The sequence below is a fragment of the Alcanivorax sp. genome, assembly GCF_014762765.1.
Taxonomy (GTDB): Bacteria; Pseudomonadota; Gammaproteobacteria; order Pseudomonadales; family Alcanivoracaceae; genus Alcanivorax.
Genome location: NZ_JABURH010000157.1, coordinates 3,328 through 27,921 on the forward strand (window position 1 = coordinate 3,328; position 24,594 = coordinate 27,921).

23 protein-coding genes are annotated in these 24,594 nt (G+C 61.0%); 6 read left to right on the forward strand and 17 right to left on the reverse strand.

Annotation, left to right across the window (positions count from 1 at the left end):
• Nucleotides 1-140 precede the first annotated feature (140 nt).
• From rsd to HUJ17_RS11510, 10 genes are all read right to left on the reverse strand, one after another.
• On the reverse strand, nucleotides 141-626 hold the full coding sequence (gene rsd / locus HUJ17_RS11465) for a sigma D regulator (RefSeq protein WP_290510819.1): 486 nt from the start codon (nucleotides 624-626) through the stop codon (nucleotides 141-143).
• Between the two features lie 207 nt (nucleotides 627-833).
• Nucleotides 834-1,559: an LrgB family protein gene (locus HUJ17_RS11470; RefSeq protein WP_290510820.1), complete on the reverse strand. Its 726-nt coding sequence runs from the start codon at nucleotides 1,557-1,559 to the stop codon at nucleotides 834-836.
• A complete protein-coding gene (locus HUJ17_RS11475; RefSeq protein WP_290510821.1) occupies nucleotides 1,549-1,920 on the reverse strand; it encodes a CidA/LrgA family protein in 372 nt (123 codons plus the stop codon). The genes HUJ17_RS11470 and HUJ17_RS11475 overlap by 11 nt, the downstream gene beginning before the upstream one ends.
• 7 nt (nucleotides 1,921-1,927) lie before the next feature.
• A complete protein-coding gene (locus HUJ17_RS11480) occupies nucleotides 1,928-2,434 on the reverse strand; it encodes a disulfide bond formation protein B (protein WP_290510822.1) in 507 nt (168 codons plus the stop codon).
• Nucleotides 2,435-2,614: 180 nt separating this feature from the next.
• Nucleotides 2,615-2,806: a ribosome modulation factor gene (locus tag HUJ17_RS11485; protein WP_035246175.1), complete on the reverse strand. Its 192-nt coding sequence runs from the start codon at nucleotides 2,804-2,806 to the stop codon at nucleotides 2,615-2,617.
• 288 nt (nucleotides 2,807-3,094) lie between these two features.
• A complete protein-coding gene (gene gshA, locus HUJ17_RS11490; RefSeq protein ID WP_290510823.1) occupies nucleotides 3,095-4,651 on the reverse strand; it encodes a glutamate--cysteine ligase in 1,557 nt (518 codons plus the stop codon).
• Between the two features lie 97 nt (nucleotides 4,652-4,748).
• The gene (locus HUJ17_RS11495) at nucleotides 4,749-7,091 is read right to left on the reverse strand and encodes a Tex family protein (RefSeq protein WP_290510824.1); all 2,343 of its coding nucleotides are present in this window, start codon (nucleotides 7,089-7,091) and stop codon (nucleotides 4,749-4,751) included.
• Between the two features lie 131 nt (nucleotides 7,092-7,222).
• Nucleotides 7,223-7,585, reverse strand: coding sequence for a response regulator (locus HUJ17_RS11500; protein ID WP_035246181.1), 363 nt, complete (start codon nucleotides 7,583-7,585; stop codon nucleotides 7,223-7,225).
• Between the two features lie 145 nt (nucleotides 7,586-7,730).
• Nucleotides 7,731-11,342, reverse strand: coding sequence for an efflux RND transporter permease subunit (locus HUJ17_RS11505; RefSeq protein WP_290510825.1), 3,612 nt, complete (start codon nucleotides 11,340-11,342; stop codon nucleotides 7,731-7,733).
• Nucleotides 11,335-12,681, reverse strand: a complete 1,347-nt coding sequence (locus HUJ17_RS11510; RefSeq protein ID WP_290510826.1) for an HlyD family efflux transporter periplasmic adaptor subunit — start codon at nucleotides 12,679-12,681, stop codon at nucleotides 11,335-11,337. Before HUJ17_RS11510 ends, HUJ17_RS11505 begins: the two co-directional genes overlap by 8 nt.
• Nucleotides 12,682-12,887: 206 nt before the next feature.
• Here HUJ17_RS11510 and ompR point away from each other — a divergent pair, with 206 nt between their 5' ends.
• Nucleotides 12,888-13,598, forward strand: coding sequence for a two-component system response regulator OmpR (ompR, locus tag HUJ17_RS11515; RefSeq protein ID WP_290510827.1), 711 nt, complete (start codon nucleotides 12,888-12,890; stop codon nucleotides 13,596-13,598).
• A gap of 151 nt (nucleotides 13,599-13,749) precedes the next feature.
• Nucleotides 13,750-15,075 (forward strand): ATP-binding protein, encoded by a 1,326-nt coding sequence (locus tag HUJ17_RS11520; RefSeq protein ID WP_290510828.1) that lies wholly within the window; start codon nucleotides 13,750-13,752, stop codon nucleotides 15,073-15,075.
• Nucleotides 15,076-15,165: 90 nt separating this feature from the next.
• Here the strand turns inward: HUJ17_RS11520 and HUJ17_RS11525 are convergent, their stop codons facing one another.
• Nucleotides 15,166-15,513, reverse strand: coding sequence for a hypothetical protein (locus HUJ17_RS11525; protein WP_290510829.1), 348 nt, complete (start codon nucleotides 15,511-15,513; stop codon nucleotides 15,166-15,168).
• 15 nt (nucleotides 15,514-15,528) lie between these two features.
• Here HUJ17_RS11525 and HUJ17_RS11530 point away from each other — a divergent pair, with 15 nt between their 5' ends.
• On the forward strand, nucleotides 15,529-16,080 hold the full coding sequence (locus HUJ17_RS11530) for a porin family protein (protein ID WP_290510830.1): 552 nt from the start codon (nucleotides 15,529-15,531) through the stop codon (nucleotides 16,078-16,080).
• Here the strand turns inward: HUJ17_RS11530 and HUJ17_RS11535 are convergent.
• Nucleotides 16,074-17,270 (reverse strand): MFS transporter, encoded by a 1,197-nt coding sequence (locus HUJ17_RS11535; RefSeq protein WP_063525848.1) that lies wholly within the window; start codon nucleotides 17,268-17,270, stop codon nucleotides 16,074-16,076. The two genes, HUJ17_RS11530 and HUJ17_RS11535, sit on opposite strands and share 7 nt — an antisense overlap.
• A gap of 166 nt (nucleotides 17,271-17,436) precedes the next feature.
• Between HUJ17_RS11535 and HUJ17_RS11540 the strand changes: the two genes are divergently transcribed.
• Nucleotides 17,437-17,787, forward strand: coding sequence for a VOC family protein (locus HUJ17_RS11540; RefSeq protein WP_290510831.1), 351 nt, complete (start codon nucleotides 17,437-17,439; stop codon nucleotides 17,785-17,787).
• A 47-nt stretch (nucleotides 17,788-17,834) separates the two neighbouring features.
• On the opposite strand, the gene HUJ17_RS11545 is transcribed toward HUJ17_RS11540, so the two are convergent.
• From HUJ17_RS11545 to HUJ17_RS11560, 4 genes are all read right to left on the reverse strand, one after another.
• Nucleotides 17,835-19,799 carry a CocE/NonD family hydrolase gene (locus HUJ17_RS11545; protein ID WP_290510832.1) on the reverse strand — a complete coding sequence of 655 codons (1,965 nt, stop codon included), beginning with the start codon at nucleotides 19,797-19,799 and terminating at the stop codon, nucleotides 17,835-17,837.
• 164 nt (nucleotides 19,800-19,963) lie between these two features.
• Nucleotides 19,964-21,079, reverse strand: coding sequence for a PQQ-dependent sugar dehydrogenase (locus HUJ17_RS11550; RefSeq protein ID WP_290510833.1), 1,116 nt, complete (start codon nucleotides 21,077-21,079; stop codon nucleotides 19,964-19,966).
• Nucleotides 21,080-21,142: 63 nt separating this feature from the next.
• The gene (locus HUJ17_RS11555) at nucleotides 21,143-21,403 is read right to left on the reverse strand and encodes a hypothetical protein (RefSeq protein ID WP_062815410.1); all 261 of its coding nucleotides are present in this window, start codon (nucleotides 21,401-21,403) and stop codon (nucleotides 21,143-21,145) included.
• Nucleotides 21,404-21,467: 64 nt separating this feature from the next.
• On the reverse strand, nucleotides 21,468-22,223 hold the full coding sequence (locus HUJ17_RS11560; protein ID WP_290510834.1) for an SDR family oxidoreductase: 756 nt from the start codon (nucleotides 22,221-22,223) through the stop codon (nucleotides 21,468-21,470).
• Nucleotides 22,224-22,341: 118 nt separating this feature from the next.
• Here HUJ17_RS11560 and HUJ17_RS11565 point away from each other — a divergent pair, with 118 nt between their 5' ends.
• Nucleotides 22,342-23,250: a LysR family transcriptional regulator gene (locus tag HUJ17_RS11565; protein WP_290510835.1), complete on the forward strand. Its 909-nt coding sequence runs from the start codon at nucleotides 22,342-22,344 to the stop codon at nucleotides 23,248-23,250.
• Nucleotides 23,251-23,269: 19 nt separating this feature from the next.
• On the opposite strand, the gene HUJ17_RS11570 is transcribed toward HUJ17_RS11565, so the two are convergent.
• The gene (locus tag HUJ17_RS11570; protein WP_290510836.1) at nucleotides 23,270-23,707 is read right to left on the reverse strand and encodes a carboxymuconolactone decarboxylase family protein; all 438 of its coding nucleotides are present in this window, start codon (nucleotides 23,705-23,707) and stop codon (nucleotides 23,270-23,272) included.
• A gap of 99 nt (nucleotides 23,708-23,806) precedes the next feature.
• Here HUJ17_RS11570 and HUJ17_RS11575 point away from each other — a divergent pair.
• On the forward strand, nucleotides 23,807-24,594 hold a 788-nt coding region (locus tag HUJ17_RS11575; protein WP_290510837.1), incomplete at its 3' end, for a PLP-dependent aminotransferase family protein.

The window sequence follows — 24,594 nt, forward strand, 5'->3', positions numbered from 1 at the left end:
TGCATAGTTAGCTGCCAACTCCATTCGCGCCTCAAGCGGCGCTCCTACAATTAACCTTGAAGCGCGGAGCACGGCGGGCGCTGTTGTGCGCCATGCATTTCTTCGTGTTGCAGCTTGAAGCTTGTAGCTTGCCGCTGCTTTTAATGCGTCGCCTGCTGCCGTGGTGGTTCCTGCTGGTGGATGCTGAGAATCAACTGGTCTTCCAGGGCAAACCGTTCCTCCAGCGTCTGCATCAGCAGGGTAATCCGTTCCGGTAGCTGATCCCGTTGCACCAGCCATTGTTCCGGGCGTTGGAAATCCTCGTTGAAGGCCAGGGCTTCGTCGGTGGAGTTGTCCAGTTGCTGGAGAATTTTCCGGGTGAGGGAGGGGTTGTCGCGGTGGAAATGACGGGCCTCGTTGACCAGTTCCCGGTACACCTCGAAGTAGCCGGCACTGATGTAGTCCATCAGCAGCTGGCAGAAATGTTGTACCTGCTTCTGCAATGGCTGACGGTGATCGGACAGGCCTTTCAGGCCCTGCAGGGTACACAGCAGCACAATCAGTTGCTGACGCTCATCCAGCCAGGCTTGCACCAGCGCTTCAATACGCTGCCACTGGGCCAGTGCTGCGGAATGGGAGCTTGCCATGGTTCCTCCTTGGAGTGCCCGTTGACTATTGTCTTGTTGGGCTATCGAGCCTAGAACCGGCGGGAGTGTGCTGGCAATGGGACAAAACCGGCCTGAAGCCGGGTCAGAAGGAAAACCCACGCTATCTCAGCCACTTGTCGCTAAAGACAAATTTCTTCTAATAACAGGTCTTTTAGAACGGTTGCCAGTCGAGTGCTGCCAGGCAAGTCAGAGATACTGGGCCACCCAGGGCCATAGCCAGGGCAGGGCCATTGCCGTGACCAGCCCGCAGAGACCCAATGCCAGACCGGCAAAAGCGCCGGCCTTTTCGCCGTATTCGAAGGCTCGGGCGGTGCCGATGGCGTGGGCCACCAGACCCAGGGCAAAGCCCTTGATGCGGTGATCGGTGACTTTGAGCAGACGGAAGATGGGGCCGGCGGCCAGCGCGCCGACGATGCCGGTGATGGCCACCGCACCGGCGGCCAGGGACACATAGCCGCCGGTGGATTGCACTACCTCTACGGCAATCGGGGTGGTGATGGATTTGGGTGCCAGTGAGCCCACAACTTCGGCGGGAGCGCCCAGCCACCAGGCGAGCCCCACGGCAATGGCGGCAGAGATAAAGGCGCCCAGCACGGTGGCAATCAGGATCGGCGTTAGCACGCTGCGTACCGTGTGCAGCTGCCGATAGAGGGGCCAGGCCAGTGCTACCGTTGCCGGGCCCAGCAGAAAGGAAATCAGGGTGGTCTGGTCGCGGTATTCCTCGTAGTCCACGCCGACCAGTGGCAGCACGATAATCACTGGAATCGAGGCCACCAGAAAGGGGTGGAACAGGGGCAGGCTGTTACTGCGGCCATACACCCACAGGGCAAAACGGTAGCTCGCCAAGGTTAGCAGGATACCGAACAACGGGGTGTGCACCAGGCCGGCCAGGTTGTCGAGTTTATCGATCATGGCTGCCCCCCGCGGATTCGCCATGCTTGCCGCCCAGCAGTTTCTTCAGCATCAGCGTCACCAGCACCAGGCTGAGCAGGGTGCCCAGTACTACAGCGACGCCCAGCGCCAGCGCATAGTCTTCATAGCGATGCCACTGCAGCACGATGCCCACCCCCAGGGGGAAGATCAGCAGGCTGATGTGCTTGATCAGGGCGCCGGCGGCAGGGGCCACACGCTGGCTGAAGGGGGCATTGAGCAACAGAGCCAGTAACAACAGCACCATGCCGACCACGGAAGCGGGCAACGGGATGCCGGTGAGGCGGATCAGTACCTCACCAAGAAACTGGAAAAACAGCAGAATCAGCAGGCCGTCGATCATGGTGTGATCAGCGTTTGGGGAGCGGGCGGAACAGTTGCACCAGCGCCACCAGCAGCAGGCCGGTAAAAACCACCAGTGACCAGGCTGGCAGGCTCAGACCCAGGAAGGACCAGTCCATTTCTGCGCATTCTCCGGAGCCGGCCAGAACTTCCTGGATGACGCTTTGCAGGGGGAATACATCCAGCATGTAGTTGAGGCCGGGGCCGCAGGCGGGCACCTGATCCGGCGGCAGGTTCTGCAGCCAGATATGACGGATGGAGACGGCGCCGCCGGCAATCGCGGCCAGTCCGGTGAGTGCGCCGTAAATACGTACGCCGGTACGCTGCGGCCCATGCAGGGTGGCAATTAGCAGAATCAGGGCGGCTGCTATCACGCCGATGCGTTGAAAAATGCACAACGGGCAGGGTTCCAGGCCGTCCACATGTTGCAGGTAAAGGGCACCGCCCATGGCGGCAATACAGGCCAGCAGAGCAAGCAGGTTAAGCTGACGGGGTGCGGGAATCAGGGACGACATGGGCCACTCTTTTCGTCGGGGGACCGGCGAAGGGTAGGCAAAAGCGGGGTTGGCGGCAAGGGTAGGATTGAACCGTAGGAGTGGTCGTTCCACCGCGATCTTTATGGGGCAGGGCATTCGCGGTCGAACGACCGCTCCCACAGGGTGGAAGTAGAGGGTGGGGCTGCTGTCCGAATGGTGTCAGGCCTGCCTGGCATCCTGCTCCTGCAGGTTGCGATCATGCCAGGCCTGGATGCCCGCTTCCCACCCCTGAAACCACCACTCAGCCAGGGCATCATCGGCGGAATAAGGACAGCGATTGTTGTCGCCTCCACCCATGCCCCACATACATCCTTGATTGTAGGCTTTTTCGCACTGATCACGATCTGGCATCGCGACGCTCCCTTGCCGGTTTGTCCGAGACTACCACCGCAATACAGACTGAACAGGGAAGAAGTACGTCTTTTTGTTGTGAAATTGCACAAAAACCGGACGGAACGGTGGTGTTGAGACGCGGCGCACAGCGGCCTTGTGACAACCGCCCCGGGGTATAAAAACAACCCGTTCCACCACAGAGCACACCGAGAGCGCAGAGCTAAGGTCTTTCTCAGTGTGCTCTGTGCCCTCTGTGGTGAAAATGCCTTTTGCTGTCTAGAGTCACTCCCGTGGTTGGTCGGGGCTTCAGTCGCGGAAGTAATCCGCCAGGTAATCCTCGAAGCTCTGGGTTTCCGCTTCCTCCCAGTGGCGCTGCTCGGTAAGGCTGTGAGCGGCCAGTTGTTCCAGACGCTGGTTGGTGTCATCACAGCGCTGGCGAGAGAGGAAGTGGTCCCGATGGGCCAGAGCCTGGTTCATGGCGAACTGGAAGAAACTTTGCTGGCGGCTTTCCAGTTTGTCGAGAATCCGTGCAGAAGGGGTGGTGTCCGGATTGTCCACTTTCTCCTGTTGGCGGGCCAGGGCGTCGCTGTAGTTGGTGCCGCCGTGGGTGCGATCGAACAGTTCGGCAATGGGCTGCATCTGCTGCAGTTTTTCTGTCGCCCAGTCTTTCAGTGATACGGCCTTGCCCCAGTTACACAGCTCGGTAGCCGTGTTGCGCCCCTCGTAGACCACCTTGCGCAGGTTTTCCTTGCTGGCATGCAGGTCGCACTTTTCCAGTTGCGGGGATTCGCGCAGCAGGCAGTAGGTGGCAAACAGATCCAGGAAGCGGATTTCCTGCTGGTTGATGCCCACCGGTTCGAACGGGTTCAGGTCCAGGGCGCGGATCTCGATATATTCCACGCCGCGCTTCTGCAGGGCGGTGGTGGGGCGTTCGCCCTTGTTGATGGTGCGCTTGGGGCGGATCGACGAGTAGTACTCGTTCTCGATCTGCAGAATGTTGGCGTTGAGTTGACGATAGTCGTCGCCCACCTTCACACCGATCTTTTCGTAGGCCGGTTCCGGCGTCTTGATGGCGTGGGTCAGGGTGGCCACGTACTCATCCAGATTGTTGTAGCTGATTGCCAGGGATGACTGGGCATTGTTCTGGTAGCCCAGATCGCTCATCCGCAGGCTGGTGGCGTTGGGTTTGAACAGGGTGTGGTCAAAGGTATCCAGCTGGTGCTCGCGGCCCGCCAGGAAAGATTTACACAGGGCTGGTGAGGCGCCGAACAGGTATACCAGCAGCCAGGAATAACGCTGGAAGTTGCGGGTCAGATCGAAGTAGCGTTTGGAGATGTAATCCTGCAGGGGGCCACTTTCTCCCTCTAGCACCTGGTTCAGTTTCCAGAACTCTTCCGGGTAGGAAAAGTTGTAATGGATGCCGGCAATGGTCTGCATCTTGCGGCCATAGCGGTGACCCAGCCCTTCCCGGTAGACGCTCTTCATGCGACCCACATTGGAGCTGCCGTACTGTGCCACCGGCACGTCAGCATCGTTGCTGATCATGCACGGCATGGAGTTGACCCACAGCACCTCGTCACCGATATGGCTGTACACGTAGCGGTGCAGCTGCTCGAGAAATTCCAGCGGCTTGTGCAGCTCGGTGCTGGGCGGGGTGATGAATTCCAGCAGGGCTTCGGAATAGTCCGTGGTGATATAGGGGTGTGTCAGGGCGGAGCCCAGTGCTGCCGGGTGCGGCGTCTGCGCCAGGGTGCCATCGGTGGTAATGCGCAGGCTTTCTTTTTCGATGCCGCGGCGGATACCCGCCAGGGTGGCAGCGGCGTCTGAGTCCAGCAGGGCGTGAATACGCTGTTCAAGTTTCATGGTTTGGCCCTGTCGAATCGCCGGGCGGGCCCGGCGACGGGTGTGACGGAAATCCGACAATCATGGGGCAGTAGAATGACAGAGAGAAGTCACCGGGTCACAGGCGCTTCTTGCCTTTCTTCTGCTCGTCCTTGGCCTTGGCGAACAGGTCCGCAAAGGTGCCGCCGCTGCTTTGGGGCTGGCCGCCACCACGCTTGTTGCCGCCCTGACGCTGGCCACCGCCATTGCCCTTGCGGGCGCTGGCAGGGCGTTGCCCGTCCGCTTTCTCGGCGGGCTTGTCTTCCATGCGCATGGTCAGGCTGATGCGTTTGCGGTCCAGGTCCACTTCCAGCACTTTCACCTTGACGATATCGCCAGGTTTGACCACATCGTGGGGGTCTTCCACGAACTTGTCTGCCAGCGCGGACACATGTACCAGACCATCCTGGTGAACGCCGATATCCACGAAGGCGCCGAAGTTGGTCACGTTGGTCACCGTGCCTTCCAGAATCATGGAGGGCTTCAGGTCCTTGAGGGTTTCCACCCCTTCCTTGAAGACGGCGGCCTTGAACTCCGGGCGCGGGTCACGGCCGGGTTTTTCCAGTTCGCTGAGAATATCGGTGACCGTAGGCAGACCGAACGTGTCGTCGGTAAAGTCGGCGGCGTTGACCTTCTTCAGGAAGGGCACGTCACCGATCAGCTCCTTGAGCGGGCGGCCGTGTTTCTCGGCGATCTTTTCCACCAGCGGGTAGGCTTCCGGGTGGACGGAGGAACTGTCCAGCGGATTGGCGGCGTCCATGATGCGCAGGAAACCGGCGGCCTGTTCGAAGGTCTTGTCGCCCAGGCGCGGTACCAGCTTCAGGTCGGCACGGCTGGCAAAGGCGCCGTGGCTTTCCCGGTAGGTAACGATGTTGCCGGCGATGGTGCTGTTGAGGCCGGCGATGCGTGCCAGCAGTGGGGCGCTGGCGGTATTCACGTCCACCCCCACAGAGTTCACACAGTCTTCCACCACCGCATCCAGCGAGCGAGACAACTTCAGCTGGCTCACGTCATGCTGGTACTGGCCCACGCCGATGGCTTTCGGATCGATCTTCACCAGCTCGGCCAGCGGGTCCTGCAGGCGGCGGGCGATGGACACGGCGCCACGGAAGGACACGTCCAGATCGGGGAATTCCCGGGCGGCGGTTTCCGAGGCGGAGTACACCGAGGCGCCGGCTTCGGACACCATGATCTTCTGGATGTTGCCCTTGCTGGCCTTGACCACTTCGCCGGCCAGCTTGTCGGTCTCGCGGCTGGCGGTGCCGTTACCGATGGCGATCAGTTCTACCTTGTGCTTCAGGCACAGGGCGGCCAGGGCAGAGAGGGACTGGTCCCACTGGTTCTTGGGCTGGTGCGGGAAGATGGTGGTGTGTTCCAGCAGCTTGCCGGTGGCATCCACCACCACCACTTTCACCCCGGTGCGCAGGCCCGGGTCCAGGCCCATGGTGCACTTGGGGCCTGCCGGGGAGGCCATCAGCAGACTCTTCAGGTTGCGGGCAAACACCTGAATGGCTTCTTCCTCGCCCAGTTCGCGCACCCGGCCCAGCAGTTCGGTTTCCAGGTGGGTGTTGAGCTTGATCTTCCAGGTCCAGCGCATCACTTCCTTGAGCCAGTCATCGGCGGCGCGGCCCTGATGCTGCCAGCCGGTTTCGGCGGTGACCATGGCTTCGCAGGGGTGCGGCTGGGCATTTTCCAGCTCTTCCGGCAGCACCATGGAGACATGCAGGATGCCTTCGTTGCGGCCGCGGAACAGAGCCAGGGCCCGGTGGCTGGGGATGCCCTTGATGGTTTCGCTGTGGTCGAAGTAGTCGCTGAACTTGGCGCCTTCCTTTTCCTTGCCGTCCGCCACTTTTGACTGGATATGGGCCTTGTCCCAGAGGAAGGTGCGCAGGCGGGTGAGCAGATCGGCGTTCTCGGCGAAGCGCTCCATCAGGATCTGTTTGGCACCGTCCAGGGCATCCTTGGCGCTGGCAATCTTGTGTTCTTCGTTCAGGTAGCCGGCGGCCAGTTCTTCCGGGTTCTGGGTCGGGTCGTCCAGCAGACCGTCGGCCAGCGGTTCCAGGCCGGCTTCCCGGGCGATCTGGGCGCGGGTGCGGCGCTTGGGCTTGTAGGGCAGGTAGAGATCTTCCAGCCGGGTTTTGGTATCGGCGGCCTTGATGGCCTTTTCCAGTTCCGGGGTCAGTTTGTCCTGTTCGGCGATGCTTTTCAGGATGGCCTCGCGGCGCTCTTCCATCTCGCGCAGGTAGCGCAGCCGTTCTTCCAGGTTACGCAGCTGGGTGTCGTCCAGACCGTCGGTTACCTCTTTGCGGTAACGGGCGATAAAGGGGACGGTGGCACCGTCGTCGAGCAGGCCTACGGCAGCGTGGACCTGGCGTTCCTGACAGCCGATTTCCTCGGCGATAATCTGTTCAATACTGCGCATGACATTTCCTGGCTGCGTGCGGCCTGCAGACGTATTGCGTGCAGGCGTAAAACAAAACGACCGAAATCATAGGCAATGATCCCGGTCGTTAACAGATTGACTTGTCGAAGCGGCTATGTTGCGGGGCTGGACTAGCCCAGCACTTCGTTGATCTTGGCAATCAGCTCGGCTTCCTTGGGCGGCTTGATGATGTAGCCGGCCGCCCCCTGGCGCTGGCCCCAGACCTTGTCGGTCTCCTGATCCTTGGTGGTGACCAGGATCACCGGAATCTGTTCGGTGGCCGGGTCACGGGTAATTTTGCGGGTGGCCTGGAAGCCATTCAGTTCCGGCATCACCACGTCCATGAGGATCAGGTCAGGTTTTTCCTCACGGGCCTTTTCGATCCCTTCCATACCATTGGTCGCGGTGATGACCTCGTGGCCTTCGCCCTGGACGATCTTGACCAGATTGGTCAGTTGAGTCGGCGAGTCATCCACCACAAGAATTTTGGCCATGTTGCTCTCCTCGCGCCGATACTGCGGTGCTTCGGCGATACTTTGTTTTTGTCTGGTTTCTGTCAGACGCGAATAATACCAGTCACTGTTCAAAAGGTAAGCTGTCGAATTATGGCACTGTGATGCCGTAATGAGTCAGCCCGGTTCAGCTTGTCAGCGTCTGGGCGCTGCGCCGGCTCCAAAATAGCAATGGCAACACGATAAGTGCTGTAACAAGGCTCCAGCGTGCCTGCGACCAGAAAGCACCGGCCAGCAATTCCCCCTGAAGGCCTGCCAGCGGCGCCAGTGCCGCTATCAGAAGACTGCCGAAACCTGTCACCAGCAGCCAGTATACGGCCAGCCTGCCCGCCTGCTGGCGGCGTCGGAACAGGTGCCACAGGAAGGCGGCTCCAAGGCCCGTCATGACCAGCCAAAGCAGCCCGGTCGGGGCCACCAGCAACGGCCCGGCATCGGCTTTCAGTGCCTGCAGCAGTAGCGGTAGTTTGCCCAGTATTACCAGTAACAGCCAGGGGCCGAGAATCATCACCCACCACAGGTGGCCGCCGAGCCCCTGGGGGCCGGGCTGCTGGCGGTAGTGGACAGGATCAAAACGCCAGGCACGGCGGGCCAGTTCGCCCCAGTTGGCCGGTGCCAGATGGGGGCCCAGGCCCTGGAAGCGGTCACGCTGTTCCTCGATCAGCATCAGCATGGCCGGCACCACCAGCAAGATCAGTACGGTGCCGAACAGCAGCCCGAAGACAATGCTCACCGCCATGGGTTTGAGAAACTGTGCCTGCAGGGAGCTTTCGAACAGGATCGGAGTGAGGCCGGCAATGGTGGTGATGGAAGTCAGCAGCACCGCCCGCAGACGTCGTACACAGGCCTCCACGATGGCCTGGAACCGTTCCATGCCTTCGGCCACCAGTTGCTGGTAGAAGCTCACCAGCACGATGGAATCGTTGACGATGATGCCGGACAGGCCGAACAGCCCCATGGCCGAGAACATGGAAAACTTGATGCCGAACGGTGCCGTGAAGATGTGCCCGATCACCGCGCCGGTGAGGCCAAAGAAAATGGCGGTCATGATCGCCAGGGGCCAGGAGTAGGAGCTGAACACCCAGGCCAGTACCACATAGATGATCGCCAGCCCCAGCAGGGCGCCGGTGGCCATGTCCTTCATGTTGTCAGCCTGTTCCTGCAGCTTGCCCTCATAGCCGACGCCAATGCCATATTTGGCTTTCAGGTCGGGCAGGGTGCTGTCGTTGAGGCTGGCAATAATCTCGTTGGCGTTGCCCTGCTCCGGGTCCAGGTCCGCGTAGACGGTGACGGCCAGTTCGCCGTTGACGCGGCGCAGTAAGTCCACGCCCTTGCGGGCATCAAAGTTCACCACGTCCCGCAGGGCGATGGCCTCACCCTGGGCGGTGATGATGGGCAGACGCTCCAGGGCGGTGAACTGACGACGTTCACTGTCCGGCAGCATCACCCGCACTTCGATTTCCTCGTCTTCCTCGTTATAGAGCTGGGCCAGGTTGCCGTCGAAGGCGGCGCGTAACTGGCTGGCCACCTCGTTGAGAGTCAGCCCCAGAGCGCGGCCCCGGGCGGTCAATTCAAAGGTCAGCTGTTCCTTGCCGTAGGGCAGGTCGTCGTCCACGTTGCTGACCCCGGCAAAATCGTTGAGCCGTTCCTGCAGGGCCAGGGATGCCTGTTTCAGGGTCGGCGCATCACTGCCGGTGAGCTTCACCTCGATGGGCTTGCCGGGCGGGCCCGCTTCCGGCTGGGAAATGGTGAGCTGGTCCAGACCGGCAGGCAGGGTCAGTTTCTCTCGCCAGTTCTGGATCAGTTCGTCATTGCTGATCTGTCTGTCCGAGCCCACATAGACTTCCACCACCAGGGTGCCGTATTCATCGCCGTATTTTTCCATGCGCCCGCCGGGGTTGGGGAAGCCGGCGGCGGCGCCATGGTGACTGATGACAGTCTTGACCAGATGTCCCCCCAGTTCCTCATTGGTCTCGTTAAGTGCGTCTTCCAGATGGGACAGGAAGCGATCCACCTGGCGCCGGTCGGTGCCGGAGGAAAACTCCACCACGGCCCGCAGCTGATCACCATCCACCGGTGGGAAGAAGGTGAACTTGAGCCAGCCGGTGGCGATCAGGCTCAGCGCCAGGATGAAAGCCGCTATGGCGGAGACGCTGACCAGATGCCGATGACGAATGGCCCAGGCTACCAGCGGCCGGAAGCGCTCCTCACGGAACCGGTGGAAGCCGGCGTCGATACGTTCCCGCACCCCGGAGGCTTTGACCTGGATACCCCGGAAGCTGTGATGCAAATGGCCGGGCAATACCAGAAAGCATTCCAGCAGGGAGGCCAGGATCACACAGATCATCACGAAGGGAATGTCGAAGGCGATCTTGCCCATGGCGCCGCTCATCATGCCCAGGGGCAGGAAGGCGGCAATGGTGGTGGTACTGGAGGCCACCACCGGCCAGAACATCCGGCGTGCGCCCCCCAGGGCGGCACGCTGGGCGGATTCCCCCTGCTGCAAGTGGGTCAGCGTGTCCTCGCCCACCACAATGGCATCGTCGACGATGATCCCCAGAGCCAGAATCAGGCCGAACAGACTGATCATGTTGATGGTGCCGCCGAACAGCCAGACCAGGCCCAGGGTGGCCATGAAGGACACCGGGATGCCCACGGTGACCCACCAGGCCACCCGGGCATTGAGGAAGAAATAGAGGGTGGCGATCACCAGCAGCAGACCGCTGATGCCGTTCCACAGCAGGGTGGAAATGCGCTCCTGTACCAGCTTCCAGGCCTCGAAATAGAAGGTCATCTGTACGCCTTCCGGGAGGGTGGTGCGGTACTCCGCGCCCCAGCTGCGAACCTTGTCGGCCAGCTCCAGCATGTCCCCGTCTTCGCCGCGCATCACCTGCAGTTCGATGGCCGGGTTGCCCTGATAGGTGAGGGTAGGCTGGTCATCCCGGGGGCGTCGCTCGATGGTGGCCACGTCGCCCAGACTCAGCTGCTGGCCGTCGGCGGTGGTAATCAGGGGCAGGTCGGCGAAGGCCCGTTCGTCACGTCGCTGGCCCAGGGCGCGCAGCTGTTTGGCAGCGTCATCCCGGCCCGCAGTGCCGGCGGGTATGTCCTGGCTGAAACTGCGCACCCGGTTGCTGATTTCGCCCAGACTCATGCGCAGATCATGGAGGGCCGCGGCGGGCACCTGGATGGCCATTTCCTCTTCCGGCAGACCCAGGAAGTCCACCTTGCCGGCACCCAGGGCGAGGATCTCGTCTTCCATGTTGCGCACCAGCGGGCGCAGTTCTTCCAGGGAGCCGTTTTCCGTGGACACCATGATGGAGGTGACCAGGGAGTAGTTGGTGATCTTCTGGATTACCGGTCGCTCCGCGTCCTGGGGCAGGTTGCGGATGGAGTCGATGCGCTGGCGCACTTCGTCCAGGGCCAGGCCCAGGTCGGTGCCGTCTTCCAGCTCGATAAAGATAGCCGAGGCGCCCTGCTGGGAGCGGGCGATCAGTTTCTTGGTGTTGGGCAAGGTCTTGATGGCCTGCTCCACGGGGATGGTAATGGAGCGCTGTACATCCTCCGGGCTGGCGCCTCGCCAGGGGATGGTGACGGTGATGTAGTCGAAATCAAAATTCGGAAACAGCTGGGTATTGAGCCGGTTGAGGCCGAGAAACCCGAGCATCACCATCAACAGCATCAACAGATTCGATGCGACCTTGTGCTCGGTAAAGCTGGCGATCAGGCCCCGCGATTCACTCACCCTGACGGCCCTCGTTGTGGTTGTCGTCGCCACTGACGGTGGCAGGGGTTGCGGGCGGCTCTGTCACATCACCTTCCCCGCCATCGGCGTTGCTGCCCGGCACCGGTTGCGGGTCCACCGGCAGGCCGACAATGGCCTGGGGCAGCTGGGTGGTCATGATCCGTTCGCCCCCTTCAAGGGTGGGCGCATGGAGAAGCAGCTGCGCGTTTTCCCTATCCATGGCTTCGCCGACGATATCGGCCTGGACGCGCCGCAGGCGGTTGTCGTCATCAATGACATAGAGGCGATTGAGGCCGTGCAGGGCGGTGGCCGGCAGGGCAATCAGGTTATCCCGGGCCGGCAGGGTCAGGGTAATGGTCAGCGGTCGGCCCAGGGCAGCGGCGGGCACGCCATCGACAAACTCGAACAGACCGTCGATGCCGCCACGGGCATCGCTGGCATCCCCGGCCAGACGCTTGAGATTCAGCGCCAGGGTACGGCCTTCCAGTTCGGTGCTGGCGGCCAGTTCACCCTGGTCCAGACCGTCGCGCACGGCGGCCAGATACCGTTCGGGAATCTGTGCGCGCACTTCCAGCTCGGCGTCCGCAAACAGACTGAGCAAGGGTTCGCCGGGGCGCACCCGTTCCCCCGGTGCCACCGGGATATGTGTCACGGTGCCATCGAACGGCGCTTCTACCCGGGTGCGGGTCAGATCCAGTTCGGCCTGCTGAAGCCGGGCTTCGGCACTGGCCAGGCGAGCCTCCATGCGGGCCAGTTCGTTCTCGAAATCGCTGACGCTGAGCTGTCGCTGGCTCAATGACAGTTCAGCGCGGGCCTTGGCTTCTTCTGCTTGATCCAGCTGGGTCTGGGAGACCAGATTCTTCTCTCGCAGGGATTGCAGCCGTTGCAGATTGTCCTCGGAGAGTCGCGCCAGTTTCTTTTCCAGAACCAGGTTTTTCTTGTCGCTCTGGTAGCGCAGGCGGGTGGTCTGCAATTGGGCGGCGGCTTCGTCACGGGCGGCCTTTGCCTGATCCCGAGCCAGAGCGGCTTCCGTATCGTCCAGCTGGATCAGTAACTGGCCGGCGCTGACCTTGCTGCCGGCTCGGACCGGGATGCTTGCCACATTGGCGGTGACCACGGCGGTGAGATTGGCGGCTCGGGGCGACTGCACACGGCCGAACAACTGGATTTGCGGTGAATGCGAACCGGGATCGGCCAGCACAAAGCGAACCCGGTCATGGCGTTCACTGACATCGCGGGTCGGGGCGGAGGGCTTGAACACTGCCAGCAAGACAATAGCCAGAATGGTACCCAGGATGACCAGGGCCACAGGTGGGAGCTGTTTCAAACGGTCTCGCAAGGGAGGAATCCTTTGTTGATAGCCATTCTTATTTGACGCGTACTGTAGCGATTTCTCTTTCTGGTGCCTACTTAAGGAGTTATTCAGAGGCTCCCAAGTGAATCAGCTTCGCAGACTGCAATGTTTTTATACAATCTCTTCAGGCCATTTTCTTGCACGTTCGGTCCACAACGCGTACATCAGAGTCTGCGATAAGTGGAGGCACCGTGACAGAACAACAGGACAAGATTCTCGTCGTCGACGATGACGCCCGTCTGCGCAGTCTGCTGCAGCGTTTTCTCGAAGAGGCGGGCTATGCCGTCAAGGCGGTGGGTGATGCGGAGCAGATGGACCGGGCCCTGTCCCGGGAGATCTATTCGCTGATGGTGCTGGACCTGATGCTGCCGGGTGAAGACGGCCTGTCCATCTGCCGGCGTTTGCGGGAGGCGGAAAACCGGATGCCGATCATCATGCTTACCGCCAAGGGGGATGACGCGGAGCGCATTGAAGGGTTGGATGCCGGGGCCGATGATTATCTGCCCAAGCCGTTCAACCCCCGCGAGCTGGATGCCCGCATCCGTGCGGTGCTGCGTCGCCATGTACGTGAGCTACCCGGTGCGCCCAGCAAGGAAGAGGGGGAGGTGAGCTTTGGTCCCTGGGAACTGGATCTGGGTAACCGCACCCTGTTCCGTGATGGTGATCCGCAGAACCTGACTACCGGCGAATTTGCCGTGCTCAAGGCCCTGGTGCAAAACCCCCGCGAGCCGCTCACCCGTGACAAGCTGATGAGCCTGGCCCGGGGTCGCGAATGGTCTGCCATGGAGCGCTCCATCGACGTGCAGGTATCGCGCCTGCGTCGCCTGCTGGAAGACGATCCCTCCAAACCCCGCTATATCCAGACCGTGTGGGGTGTGGGGTATGTGTTTGTGCCCGATTGAGAGCGGGTTGATGTCTGAGGATGTCTGATTCCGGACGCTCCGGGCTGAATCCCGGCTGCATTATTCGTGCGCTTGCGGATATTCATGGTTTGGGCTTTGACGTCCGACCTCCGACGTCCGACCTGTTATTCTCTGCTCACACAGTCATGGAATGTCGCCAGTGAAGTTTTACCCCCGCACCGCCTTTGTCCGCTCCGCCATCGTGGTCGGGTTGGTCATCGGTATCAGCCAGGCACTGACCCTGTGGTTCTTTGCCCGTAACGCCTACCTGCCCGGTATTCGCGAGTATGCCCGTCTGACAGTGCTGCAGGCGGAGCTGGCGTTTTCCTCTTCCGGTGATGAAGACGCTCGGCTCGCCCAGCGGCTGGCCGGAGCCACCAGTATTGAGGTGGCCACTCCTGACAACCTGCATCAGGGTACCGTGCTGTTGTCTCAGCCGGTGGTCAGCCGATTTCGGGAAGAGCTGCAGGAGCGTCTGCGCGAGCCGGTCACGGTAAGGCTGGAGGACAGTCGCCAGCCGGTGCTGTGGGTCAGTGCTCCGTCGTTTCAGGGGCAGTGGCTGCGGGTGCCCATGGAATTCTTCCGTGACTACGACCGTTACCTGCTGCTGGGCTGGGGTGTGACCGTGCCGTTGCTTGCCATCATCGGTGGTCTGCTGATTGCCCGGGGGCTTAATCTGCCGTTACGGCGGCTGGCCCGTGTAGCATTGAAAGTGGGCCGGGGCGAAGCGGTGCCGGTGCTGGATACCAGCATCGGGCCAGAGGAAATCCAGGCGGTGAATGCGGCCTTCAACCGCATGACCAGCGACCTGCAGCAAGCTCAACGGGACCGGGCGCTGTTGCTGGCGGGGGTGTCCCACGACCTGCGTACACCGCTGACCCGATTGCGCTTGTCAGCGGAATTCATGCATGACGATGAGTTGGCCCACGGCATTATCGAAGACATCGAGGATATGGACGCCATCCTCGACCAGTTCATTTCCTTTATCCGTGATGGTGCGGATGAGCAGCCGGACCTGGAAAATCTCAATGAGCTGATACAGGAAGTGGCTGGCAAGTACCCCACCGAACAGATCCGCTTTGAGCTGCAGGATTTGCCGCGCCTGATGCTCAAGCGACTGACCGTGAAACGGATGCTGGCCAACTTGATCGGCAACGCGCTCAAGTATGGCGCGGCCCCTGTAGAGGTGCGCACCGCCGTCACCGACAACGTGGTGCGGCTGACCGTGCGGGATCACGGCAAGGGCGTTCGCGAAGAGGATATACCCCTGCTGCTGCAGCCTTTCTCCCGGGGCGAGAAGGCGCGCACTCTTAGCGGCAGCGGCCTGGGGCTGGCTATCGTAAAGCGTATTGTCGACATGCATCACGGCGAAATCCACCTGGCGAACCATGAGCACGGGGGGTTGTTGGTGGAAGTGCGTTTTCCGGTTACCGGCAAGTTCGTACAGCCGGAATCGCTTTCAGCGGGTGTACGTTAAGGAACGGGTTGATAACAAAAAACCACATTTTCGGGTCGGGAATGTGCGCTGGCGCAAAGTCTGTTTTTGCCGGCCGGCGCATTCTGTTGATCACGTCGCTGGTATCACTGCTAAAACAGAAAACGGCAGAAATAATGAAACAAAGATGCTTTCGGGAAATAACAAAAAAGCCCCGAAAACCATTGCCAAATGGACTTGGGAGAGCTCCTCATGACTTATCCTTCGCACCAGTGTTTTGCCGACGCTGACACTGTTTTCTACTACCGGATCGCTGATTCCTGACCGGGAAAACCCGTGTTGTGAATGCCGATAGCCTGTCGCTGCAGCAGCAGAAACAGGTCGTTGGGCCGCACCTTTGTGCGGCCTTTTTTTGTGGTTGGCTGTTTGCGTAACACTTGCTGAATAGCTGTCAAATAAATACGCTAAAGCGCTATTCATAAGCGGGGTAATTTCATGAGGGTAGTTTTAGGCGCTATGTTGTTAGCGAGTTCGGTAACGTCGTTTGCTGATTCTGATTTGGAGAAGAAGAACTATTTCGGGTTTCAGTACAGCAAGTTGACCCAGGAAAGCGATTTAGGGGATTTTGAGCCTACCGCCGTTCAGTTCAACCTGGGGCGTCGCTTTAATCCGTATGTGGCGATTGAGGGGCGTCTGGGGTTTCGTCTTAGTGAGGATGAAAAAACAGTCAATGGCGTGGAATATACCATCCAGCCGGTGACGTTGTTGGCGGCCTATCTCAAGGTAGGTCTGGATGACTCGCTGCCTGTTCGTCCTTATCTTCTTGTTGGCCATTCTTCGGCCACGGCAAAACGAAAAACGGAAGTAAACTTCTTCCGTAATATTTCTGATTCAGAAACAGTGACAGCCAGTGATCCCTCCTATGGCGGGGGAGTTGCCTTTAATGTATCGCCGGATGTCTCCCTCCATGGGGAGTGGGTGATGCTTGATGATGACGACGGCTTTGATCTGACAGCGTTTAATCTGGGCTTCCATCGTCGTTACTGATTTTTCAGGCAAGTGTCTCCGGGAATGTTGTTGCGCCTTTCCAGCGCCCGCCCGGACAGGAAGATCAGTAACCCGCCGATAGCCAGTGCCGCGCCCACCAGGCCGGTGCTGGACCAGGCCAGACCCTGTTTGACAGTGATGCCCGCCAGCCAGGCGCCCAGCGCATTGGCCAGGTTGAAGGCGGCATGGTTCATGGAGGCGGCCATGGTCTGGGCATCTTCGGCCACGTCCATCAGGCGAGTCTGCAGGGCCGGGCCCAGCGCCATGCTGGTGCCCACCAGCCCTACGAAAACGATGCCCGCCACCGTCCAGTTAGCGGCAAAATAGAAGCCTGCCTGGATCAGCGCACACCAGATCAGAATCAACGGAATGGCCCGCAACAGATTGCCGTCGGCGGCACGGGCGCCGGCAAAATTACCGATGATGGTGCCGATACCGAAGACCATCAGCACCATGGGGCCCCAGCGTTCTGCCATGCCGGCCTGTTCGGTGAGAGTGGGCATCACATAACTGAATACCGCAAACATTCCGCCAAAACCGATGCTGGCCACGCCCAGCGTGAATAACACCCGCTGTTTGATCAGTGCCGACAGTTCCCGGCGGGGGCTGGCATTCGGGTCCGGAGCTTGAGCAGGCACCCACAGGCGTATCAGCAGGGCGGTGCACAGGGCGATCACGCCGACGCCGATAAAGGCGACCTCCCAGCCGAACAGGTTGCCGGCCCAGGTGGCCAGCGGCGCGCCCACCAGGATGGCAATGGTCAGCCCGCTCATCACCCGGGCCACTGCCCGGGCACGCATGTGATAAGGCACCGCCGATGCCGCCACCAGAGCGGCCACGCCGAAGTAGGCGCCATGGGGCAGCCCGGCCAGAAAGCGCAGGCCCACGAAGGTCCAGAAGTCTGTGGCCAGGGCGCTGGCCATGTTGCCCATGGCAAAGACCAGCATCAGCATGATCAGCAGCCCCCGCCGTGGCACCCGGGCTGCCAGGGAGGAAATCAGCGGCGCGCCCACTACCACTCCCAGTGCATAGCTGCTGATGGCATAGCCCACATCCGGCACCGGCACCTGCAGGTCGGTGGCCACCCGTTGCATTAGTCCCATGATGACGAACTCGCCGCTGCCGATGCCAAAGCCACCCAGGGCGAGGGCCAGGGAAAGGCGAAGCAGACGACCGGAGTCAGTGGGCATAGGCGCTCCTGCACAGGGCTGCGGGTTGCGTTAGGGGTGGCAAGGGGGAATGGGATTGTCGAAGTTGAAGAGAGTTCATTTTAGCACGGAAAAAAATGTCCTAGGGTGGCCGATGAGGTGGGCTGGGCGTGTTTGACGCTCTCCTGAAAGCAAGCAAGGAGAAAGCATGAAAGTGAAACGTATCATGGCCAACCTGGCCACCCCGGATCCGCAACAGGCAGAGGCTTTCTATGGTGACATCCTGGGGCTGGAGCGGATCATGGATCATGGCTGGTTTCGTACCTATGGGTCGGCGGAAACCATGAGGGTTCAGGTGAGTGTGGGCTCAGAAGGTGGTTCGGGTACCGCGGTACCGGACCTGTCCATCGAGGTGGACGACCTGGATGCGGCGCTGGAAAGAATCCACCAGGCCGGAGTGGCGGTGGAATATGGCCCGGTGAGTGAGCCCTGGGGAGTGCGACGGTTTTACGTGCGCGATCCCTTTGGCCGCCTGCTGAATATTCTCCAGCATTTGTGATGCGAGGCTGCTCCTGCCGTCGTGGCGGCGACGGCAGGAGGGGGCGCTCAGAGAGCGCTGACCGGCACCAGCGGAATATTCACCCGCGACGGCATGGCCGGGGTGCTGTAGAGGGTCAGGGCGCCCAGCAGGCTGGTGAGCAGATCACGGACCGGGCTCAAGCCATGAGGCAGATCGCTGGCGCCCACACTGATGCGCAGCCTTTCACCGGCTTTGATCACGGCACTGGTGGGGAACACCTCCACGTCCGCCCGGAAGGGTTCCAGCGGTGTGATGGTGCGCTTGGACTCCGCACTGAACGGGTGCCAGGGTTGAACCAGTTTGCCGTTCATAAAGCGGGATTGACTGGCATCAAACGCACTCATGGACGCCATCTGGATGCCGTGGGTCAATGGCCGGGCAATGCCGTTGCTGTCGACCACACTGACGCGCACGGTGACGTTGGTATCCAGGGCGGTGGTGGAGGCCCAGATCTGTCCGGTGATGGGCCCATTGATAGCCATGTCTGCTTCCAGCGGCTCGCTGGTGTAGACCGCTTCCAGCAGATTGACCACATTGTCCTGGGCGGCACAGGGCGGCAGGATCATGCCCAGAATGCCGGCGGTCCACTGGCTGGCACTGGCGGAGCAGAGACCGTTCACCGGCGTTTGCAGCAGGCTGGTCTGTTTGTTGCTGGTGGGAGCGTCCCCGCTGATCTTGCCAAACAACGGCAGACCGAACTGGCCGTGCAGGTAGAAGGTTTCCGCTTTGGCCTGGGGGTGTGGCCAGTCGGCGGCGGTGACATAGCGTTCGGCACCGGTGTAGTACTGGGTGACCGGCGGGTAGGACGGGGCGCCGGTGTCGATATCTTTCAGGTAATGGTCAAACCAGGCCAGGCGCAGGCTGTCCAGGTCCGGCACACCTTCCGCGGGCAGGCCGGCACCGGATGAGCCGTCCAGGTGTTGCCAGGGACCGATCAGCAGTTTGGCGGTGGTGTGATCCTTGAGCCCTTCATAAATCAGCGGCTCGCCGCGCTGGAAAATATCGTTTAGCCCGCCGACCACAAAGGTGGGCGCACTGATCTTGTCGATTTGCTCCAGGGGGGAGCGGATACGCCAGAACTCGGTGTCGAAGCGGTTCTCATCACCAATCAGGGCTCCGGCAATCACCGGCACCTGGAAATCCACCAGGGCACCTTCCAGGTGCTGAAGCAGGGTGGTGAGGCTGTAGGCAGGATCGCCATTCTCGAAGCCCACGGAGGTGGGGATAACGCCCAGCCCGGTGACCAGCGCCATCCACAGGGGAATAAAGCCGGCGTTGACCTGGCCCCCGGAGAACACGATGTCCCGGTAGGCATCGCCCATGGGCACCACGGCAAAAATCGCCTGCACGGCCGGGTCTTCCTGGGCGCCGGTGAGCAGACCGGTGATGCCCATGTAGGAGGGGCCATTCATGCCGATCCGGCCGTTACTCCAGGGCTGAGACTTGATGTAGGTCACCAGCTCGGCCATATCGTCCTGGTCTACCTGGCTGAAAGCCTGCCAGCTGCCCTCCGAGGCGCCGGTGCCGCGCATATCCACATTGATATAGGCATAGCCGTGTTTCACCAGGTCCAGGTCGGCAATCAGGCTGCTGGACAGGAACTGGTTATAGCCGGTGAAAGTGGCGATCACCGGGAAGGGGCCGTCGATGGCGTTGCCGCTGGCATCTGCCGGCAGGGTCACCGTGGCCGCCAGGCGAATGCCGTCACGCATGGTGATCAGCTGCTGGGGAAGGTTGACGGTGTTCGGGTATTCCTGAGCGCGCTGGTAGGCTTCGCCCCAACGCAGATTGACGGGCGTGCCGGCATCATCGTCATTACTGTCCTCGTCACTGCCGGTGTTGCCAGTGGGGGTGTCGTCATTGGCTGGGGTGGCGGGGGTGCCGGGTGAGGCGCTGTTACCCCCGCCGCCGCCACAGCCGGTGAGTTGCAGAGAGGCGCACAATAATATTGCCAGCAGGCCCAAGGCCGGGCGTGAAGTGAAAGCGAGCATGGTTTTATCCTGATTTGTTATACATCTTTTCGCTTATCAGGATAGGAGGGGGTGGATAGCGGGTCTGTTGGTACAGGAGTACAACTTGGTGAGACAAATCACGGGTTTTGTATCTGAGTGTAAGACGCGACTGTCGCGCCCCGGCGATGCCGGGGCGCAACCGGTCAGGGCTCCAGGCGCAGCAGGGCACCATTGTTGCTGTCGGTGAGGAGATACAGGTAGCCGTCGGGCCCCTGCCGTACATCGCGGATCCGGTTGCCGGCGTCTTCCAGCAGGCGAACTTCCGAGACCGGCTTGCGGCCGTCGAAGGCCACCTTGTTCAGGTGGGTCAGCTTCAGGGCGCCATGCACGGTGTCACCCTGCCAGTCCGGGTAGCGATCGCCGGTCACGAAGGCCATGCCGGAGGGGGCGATGGACGGGGTCCAGTGCAGCAGGGGCTGAGCCAGGCCATCCTGTCGGGTGTCACCGATGCTGGGCCCGTAATACTCCCGGCCATAGGTGATTTCCGGCCAGCCGTAGTTGACGCCCGCTGCCACCGCGTTGATTTCGTCGCCGCCGCGGGGGCCGTGCTCGTTGAGCCAGGGCTTGCCACTCTGCGGATGCAGGGCCAGCCCCTGGGGATTACGGTGGCCCCAGCTCCAGATGGCGGCAGCCTTGCCAGGCTGGGCGGCCAACGGGTTGTCATCGGGGATGCGGCCATCGTCGTGCAGACGCAGTACGCTGCCGGCCGGGTCCGTGGTGTCCTGGGCCCGGTCCCGTTCCCCCCGGTCGCCCACGGTGACAAACAGGTAGCCGTCGTTATCAAACAGGATGCGCCCGCCAAAATGTTTGGCGGTATTGGTGCAGGCTTTTTCGGCCACGTAGATATCGCGGAAGTCTTTGAGGGTACCCTCCCGGTAAGTGCCATAGCCCACCGCTGTGGTGCCGCCATCGTCACCGCAGGGTTTGGCATAACTCAGGTACAGGCGTTGGTTGTCGGCAAAATCCGGATGCGGCATCACATCGAACAGCCCGCCCTGGCCTTTGGCGACCACTTGCGGTACCCCGCTGACCGGATCGTCCTGCAGGGTGCCGTCCACCAGCCGGCGCAGGGTGCCGCGCCGTTCCGTGATCAGCCATTCTTTGTCTGAAACAAACGCCAATGACCAGGGGTGGTGCAGGCCATCGGTGAGTGTTGTGGTGGTAACGCTGTCATTGCTTTGCGGGGACAGGGTGGCGGCGTTGTCGGCACAGGCACTCAGGCTCAGAGCGGTGAGGGTAACGGTGATCAGTGATCGCATGACGGACTCCCTTGTTCGGACTGGCTTGAGCATGCCACGCTCGGCGTGAAGGGTGAAACATCGTCACTGGCGCTGGCGTTTATGGCTCACCATCCAGGCCAGCGCAACAGGCAGCAGAAAGACCACAAAGAAAATCGGCAACTCAGCCATAAAGGAATACCCGGCGTGGACAATGCCGACGGTCATATTGATGGCCGAAGCGATAAACCAGAGCAGGGCGAAGACGGCGAGCAGGTGGTGTTGCAACCAGGGGATCAGGCGGGCGGTCAGCGCCAGTACGGCGAACAACAACAGCCCTCCGAGAATGACAGTCAGCGTATGCATGGGCGGCTCCCAGTCAAAAGAGCGGCAGGAACGTTATGTGCCCGCCTTGAGTGTGTCGCTGGCACTAGCGGGTAGTGTAGCCGCCATTGGGGAAAATTGTCTGGCCGGTGATCCACCAACCTTCCGTGGCCAGGAATTTGATGATGGGTGCGATGTCCTCGATTTTGGTCAGGTCCCCGTTCATGGCCTGTGACTTGTGGTAGGCCACCCGTTCCGGGGTTTCCTGGCCGTAAAAGAAGGGGGTGTCCATGGGGCCGGGGGCCACCGCGGAGACCGAGATACCACGCCCGCCGAATTCCTTGGCGGCGGCACGGGTGAAGTGCTCTACCGGTGATTTGCCGCCGGCATAGGTGGAGTAGCCATCGGTAAAGGCGGCGAGCAGAGAGGTGAGTACAGTGACGATCTTGCCATTATCGTTCAGGTGTTTGCCCGCTTCCTTGATGAAGAAATAGGCGGACTTGGCATTGATGTCGAACATGGAGTCGTATTCTTCTTCACTGGTTTCCACGATCGGTTTGCGCAACACCTTGCCCACGGTATTGATGGCCACATCGATGCCGCCGAACTTGTCCTTGGCTTCCAGAAACAGTGCTTCCACGTTGGCCGGACGGGTCAGATCGCCCTGGGTCATGTAGGCCTCGCCACCCAGGTCTTTCACCGCCTTGACCGTGTCTTCCGCATCGGCGCGGCTGGCATCGCTGTTGTAATGCACCACCACTTTGGCGCCTTCGCGGCCGACTTCCCGGCTCAACAGGCCGCCCAGGTTCTTGGCGCCGCCGGCAATCAGTACCACCTTGTCCTTGAATCCGTAGTCCGTCATCAGTCTTGCTCCTGCGTGTTGTGATATTCGGTGAGCTGTCATTGTCGGCGGGCTTGGCGTGGCCATAAACCGGAGTAAACTGACAGCACTTGTCGAAAATCACGAACAATGGAGAAGCATGGACCGTCTCGAAAGAATGCATATCTTTGTCCGGGTGGTGGATTGCCTGAGCTTTACCCGAGCGGCGGAGAACCTGGAAATTCCCCGTTCCACCGTGTCCACAGCCATCAAGGAGCTGGAGGCCGAAATGGGTGCGCGTCTTCTGAATCGCACCACCCGGGCCATCAAGGTTACCGAGGAGGGCCATTTTCTCTATCAGAAGGGCGTGACACTGTTGCAGGATTATGAACAGTTGCAGGGGGCATTTGTGGCCAATGATCGCCGCCCCCAAGGCAAGCTGCGCATCAATGTGCCAGGGCGTCTGGGGCGGCGCGTGCTGGCGCCGGCGTTGCCGGCTTTCCTGGATCGTTACCCGGATATCGATATCCAGATGGGTGTCACCGACCGGGCTGTGGATCTGGTGAGTGAAGGCGTGGATTGCGTGATTCGGGTGGGGGAGCTGACCGACAGCAACCTGATCGCCCGGCCGCTGGGAAGCTTGCCGCTGTGCAATTGCGCCAGCCCGGCCTATCTGGCCCGTTATGGCCGGCCCGACACGGTAAAGGACCTGTCATCCCATCGCATCGTGGCGTTTGCGTCGTCCATGACTGGCAGAGTGGAAAGCTGGGAATACCGGCAGGGCGACCGGCTGGAGAGTGTGCCGCTACCGTCCCGTGTCACGGTGAATACCGCAGAAGCACTGATCGCCTGTGCCCTGGCAGGGCTGGGGATGATACAGGTGCCCCACTATGACGTGCGCCATCATCTGGACTCTGGCCGCCTGGTCAGCGTATTACCGGATATCGTGCCGCCCCCCATGCCCATCACCTTGCTGTACCCTCACCGTGAGCATATGACCCGGCGTCTGGAGGCCTTTATCAACTGGGTCATACCGGTGCTCAAAGACAAGGTGCTGGGCATGGCGTAGTGGGTAATAACGTCTCCGGTTATTCCGGGTGGGTCTGGAAGCCCACGCTGAAACGGTTCCACATGTTGATGGTGCCAATCACATAGGTCAGGTCGGTGCGTTCCTTTTCGGTGAAGTGTCGGGCCATGGCTTCATAGGCGGCCTCGCCGTCGCCGCCCTGGCTCAACCGGGTCAGGTATTCTGTCCAGCCCAGGGCGGCCTGTTCTCGCTCGCTGAACCAGTCGGTATCCCGCCAGCCGGCCAGGGTATCCAGGTGCTCATTGCTGACGCCATTCTTGCGGGCTTGAGCTGAGTGCATGTGCATGCAAAAGGCACAGCCATTGATCTGTGAAGCACGCAGCTCCACCAGGTTGATCAGCCGGGCTTCCAGCCCGGTGGCCTCGATCACGGCCTGGCTGTTGAACATGGCTTTCATGGTGTCCGGTGAGGCGGTGTAGTAATTGAAGCGGGCTTTCATCGGGATGGTTTCCTCTCTGTCTGCTGGAAATCAGGCTTTCAATCTAGCGTCAGGCGGTTTAGAAAAAAGAGCCAATTTAAAAGATTCGAGGAGACCAATTTGCAGCTTCATCTTCCCCTGAATGGTGAAGGCCCCCTGCGAAGCCGGTTATACCGGGATTTGCGCAATGCCCTGCTGGACGGGCGCCTGCAGCGGGGTGAGCGTCTGCCACCCAGCCGTACCCTGGCAGGTGAACTGGGGCTTTCCCGGCAACTGGTGGTGGAAGCCTATGAACGGCTGGTCGCGGAAGGATTTCTGGTGTCGAGACCGGGGAGTGGCACCTTCGTGGAGCGGTTGCCGCCGGAGCGGGAAGGTGCGGTGACGCCGGTGGGAGTGAAGCCCGGTGCGCACTGGCCAATGCGGCCGCTATGGGGTGATATGCTGGCCCGGCGTTACAACTTTGCCGGCGGCGTTACCGAGCGGTCGCAACTGCCCTGGCAGGCCTGGCGCCGTTGCATGCAGCAGGCCATGCGCGATGAACAGGGGGAATCCCGTCTCTACGGTGATCCGCAGGGCGATCCGCGTCTGCGTCGCGGGTTGGCGGATTACCTGGGATTCAGTCGTGGCCTGCCCTGTGACAGTGAACAGTTACTGATTACCCAGGGTGCCCAGCAGGGGCTGGACCTGCTGGCCCGCGTGCGGCTTGCCCCCGGTGAGGTGGTGGCCCTGGAAGAGCCGGGTTATCCCCCGGCCCGTTCGGTGTTCGAGGCCGCCGGCGCCCGGCTGGTCTCGGTGCCGGTGGACGAGCAAGGCATCTGCGTGGATCGGATTCCGCATGATGCCCGGCTGGTTTATGTGACGCCTTCTCACCAGTTTCCGCTGGGCATGCCCATGAGTCTGCCGCGGCG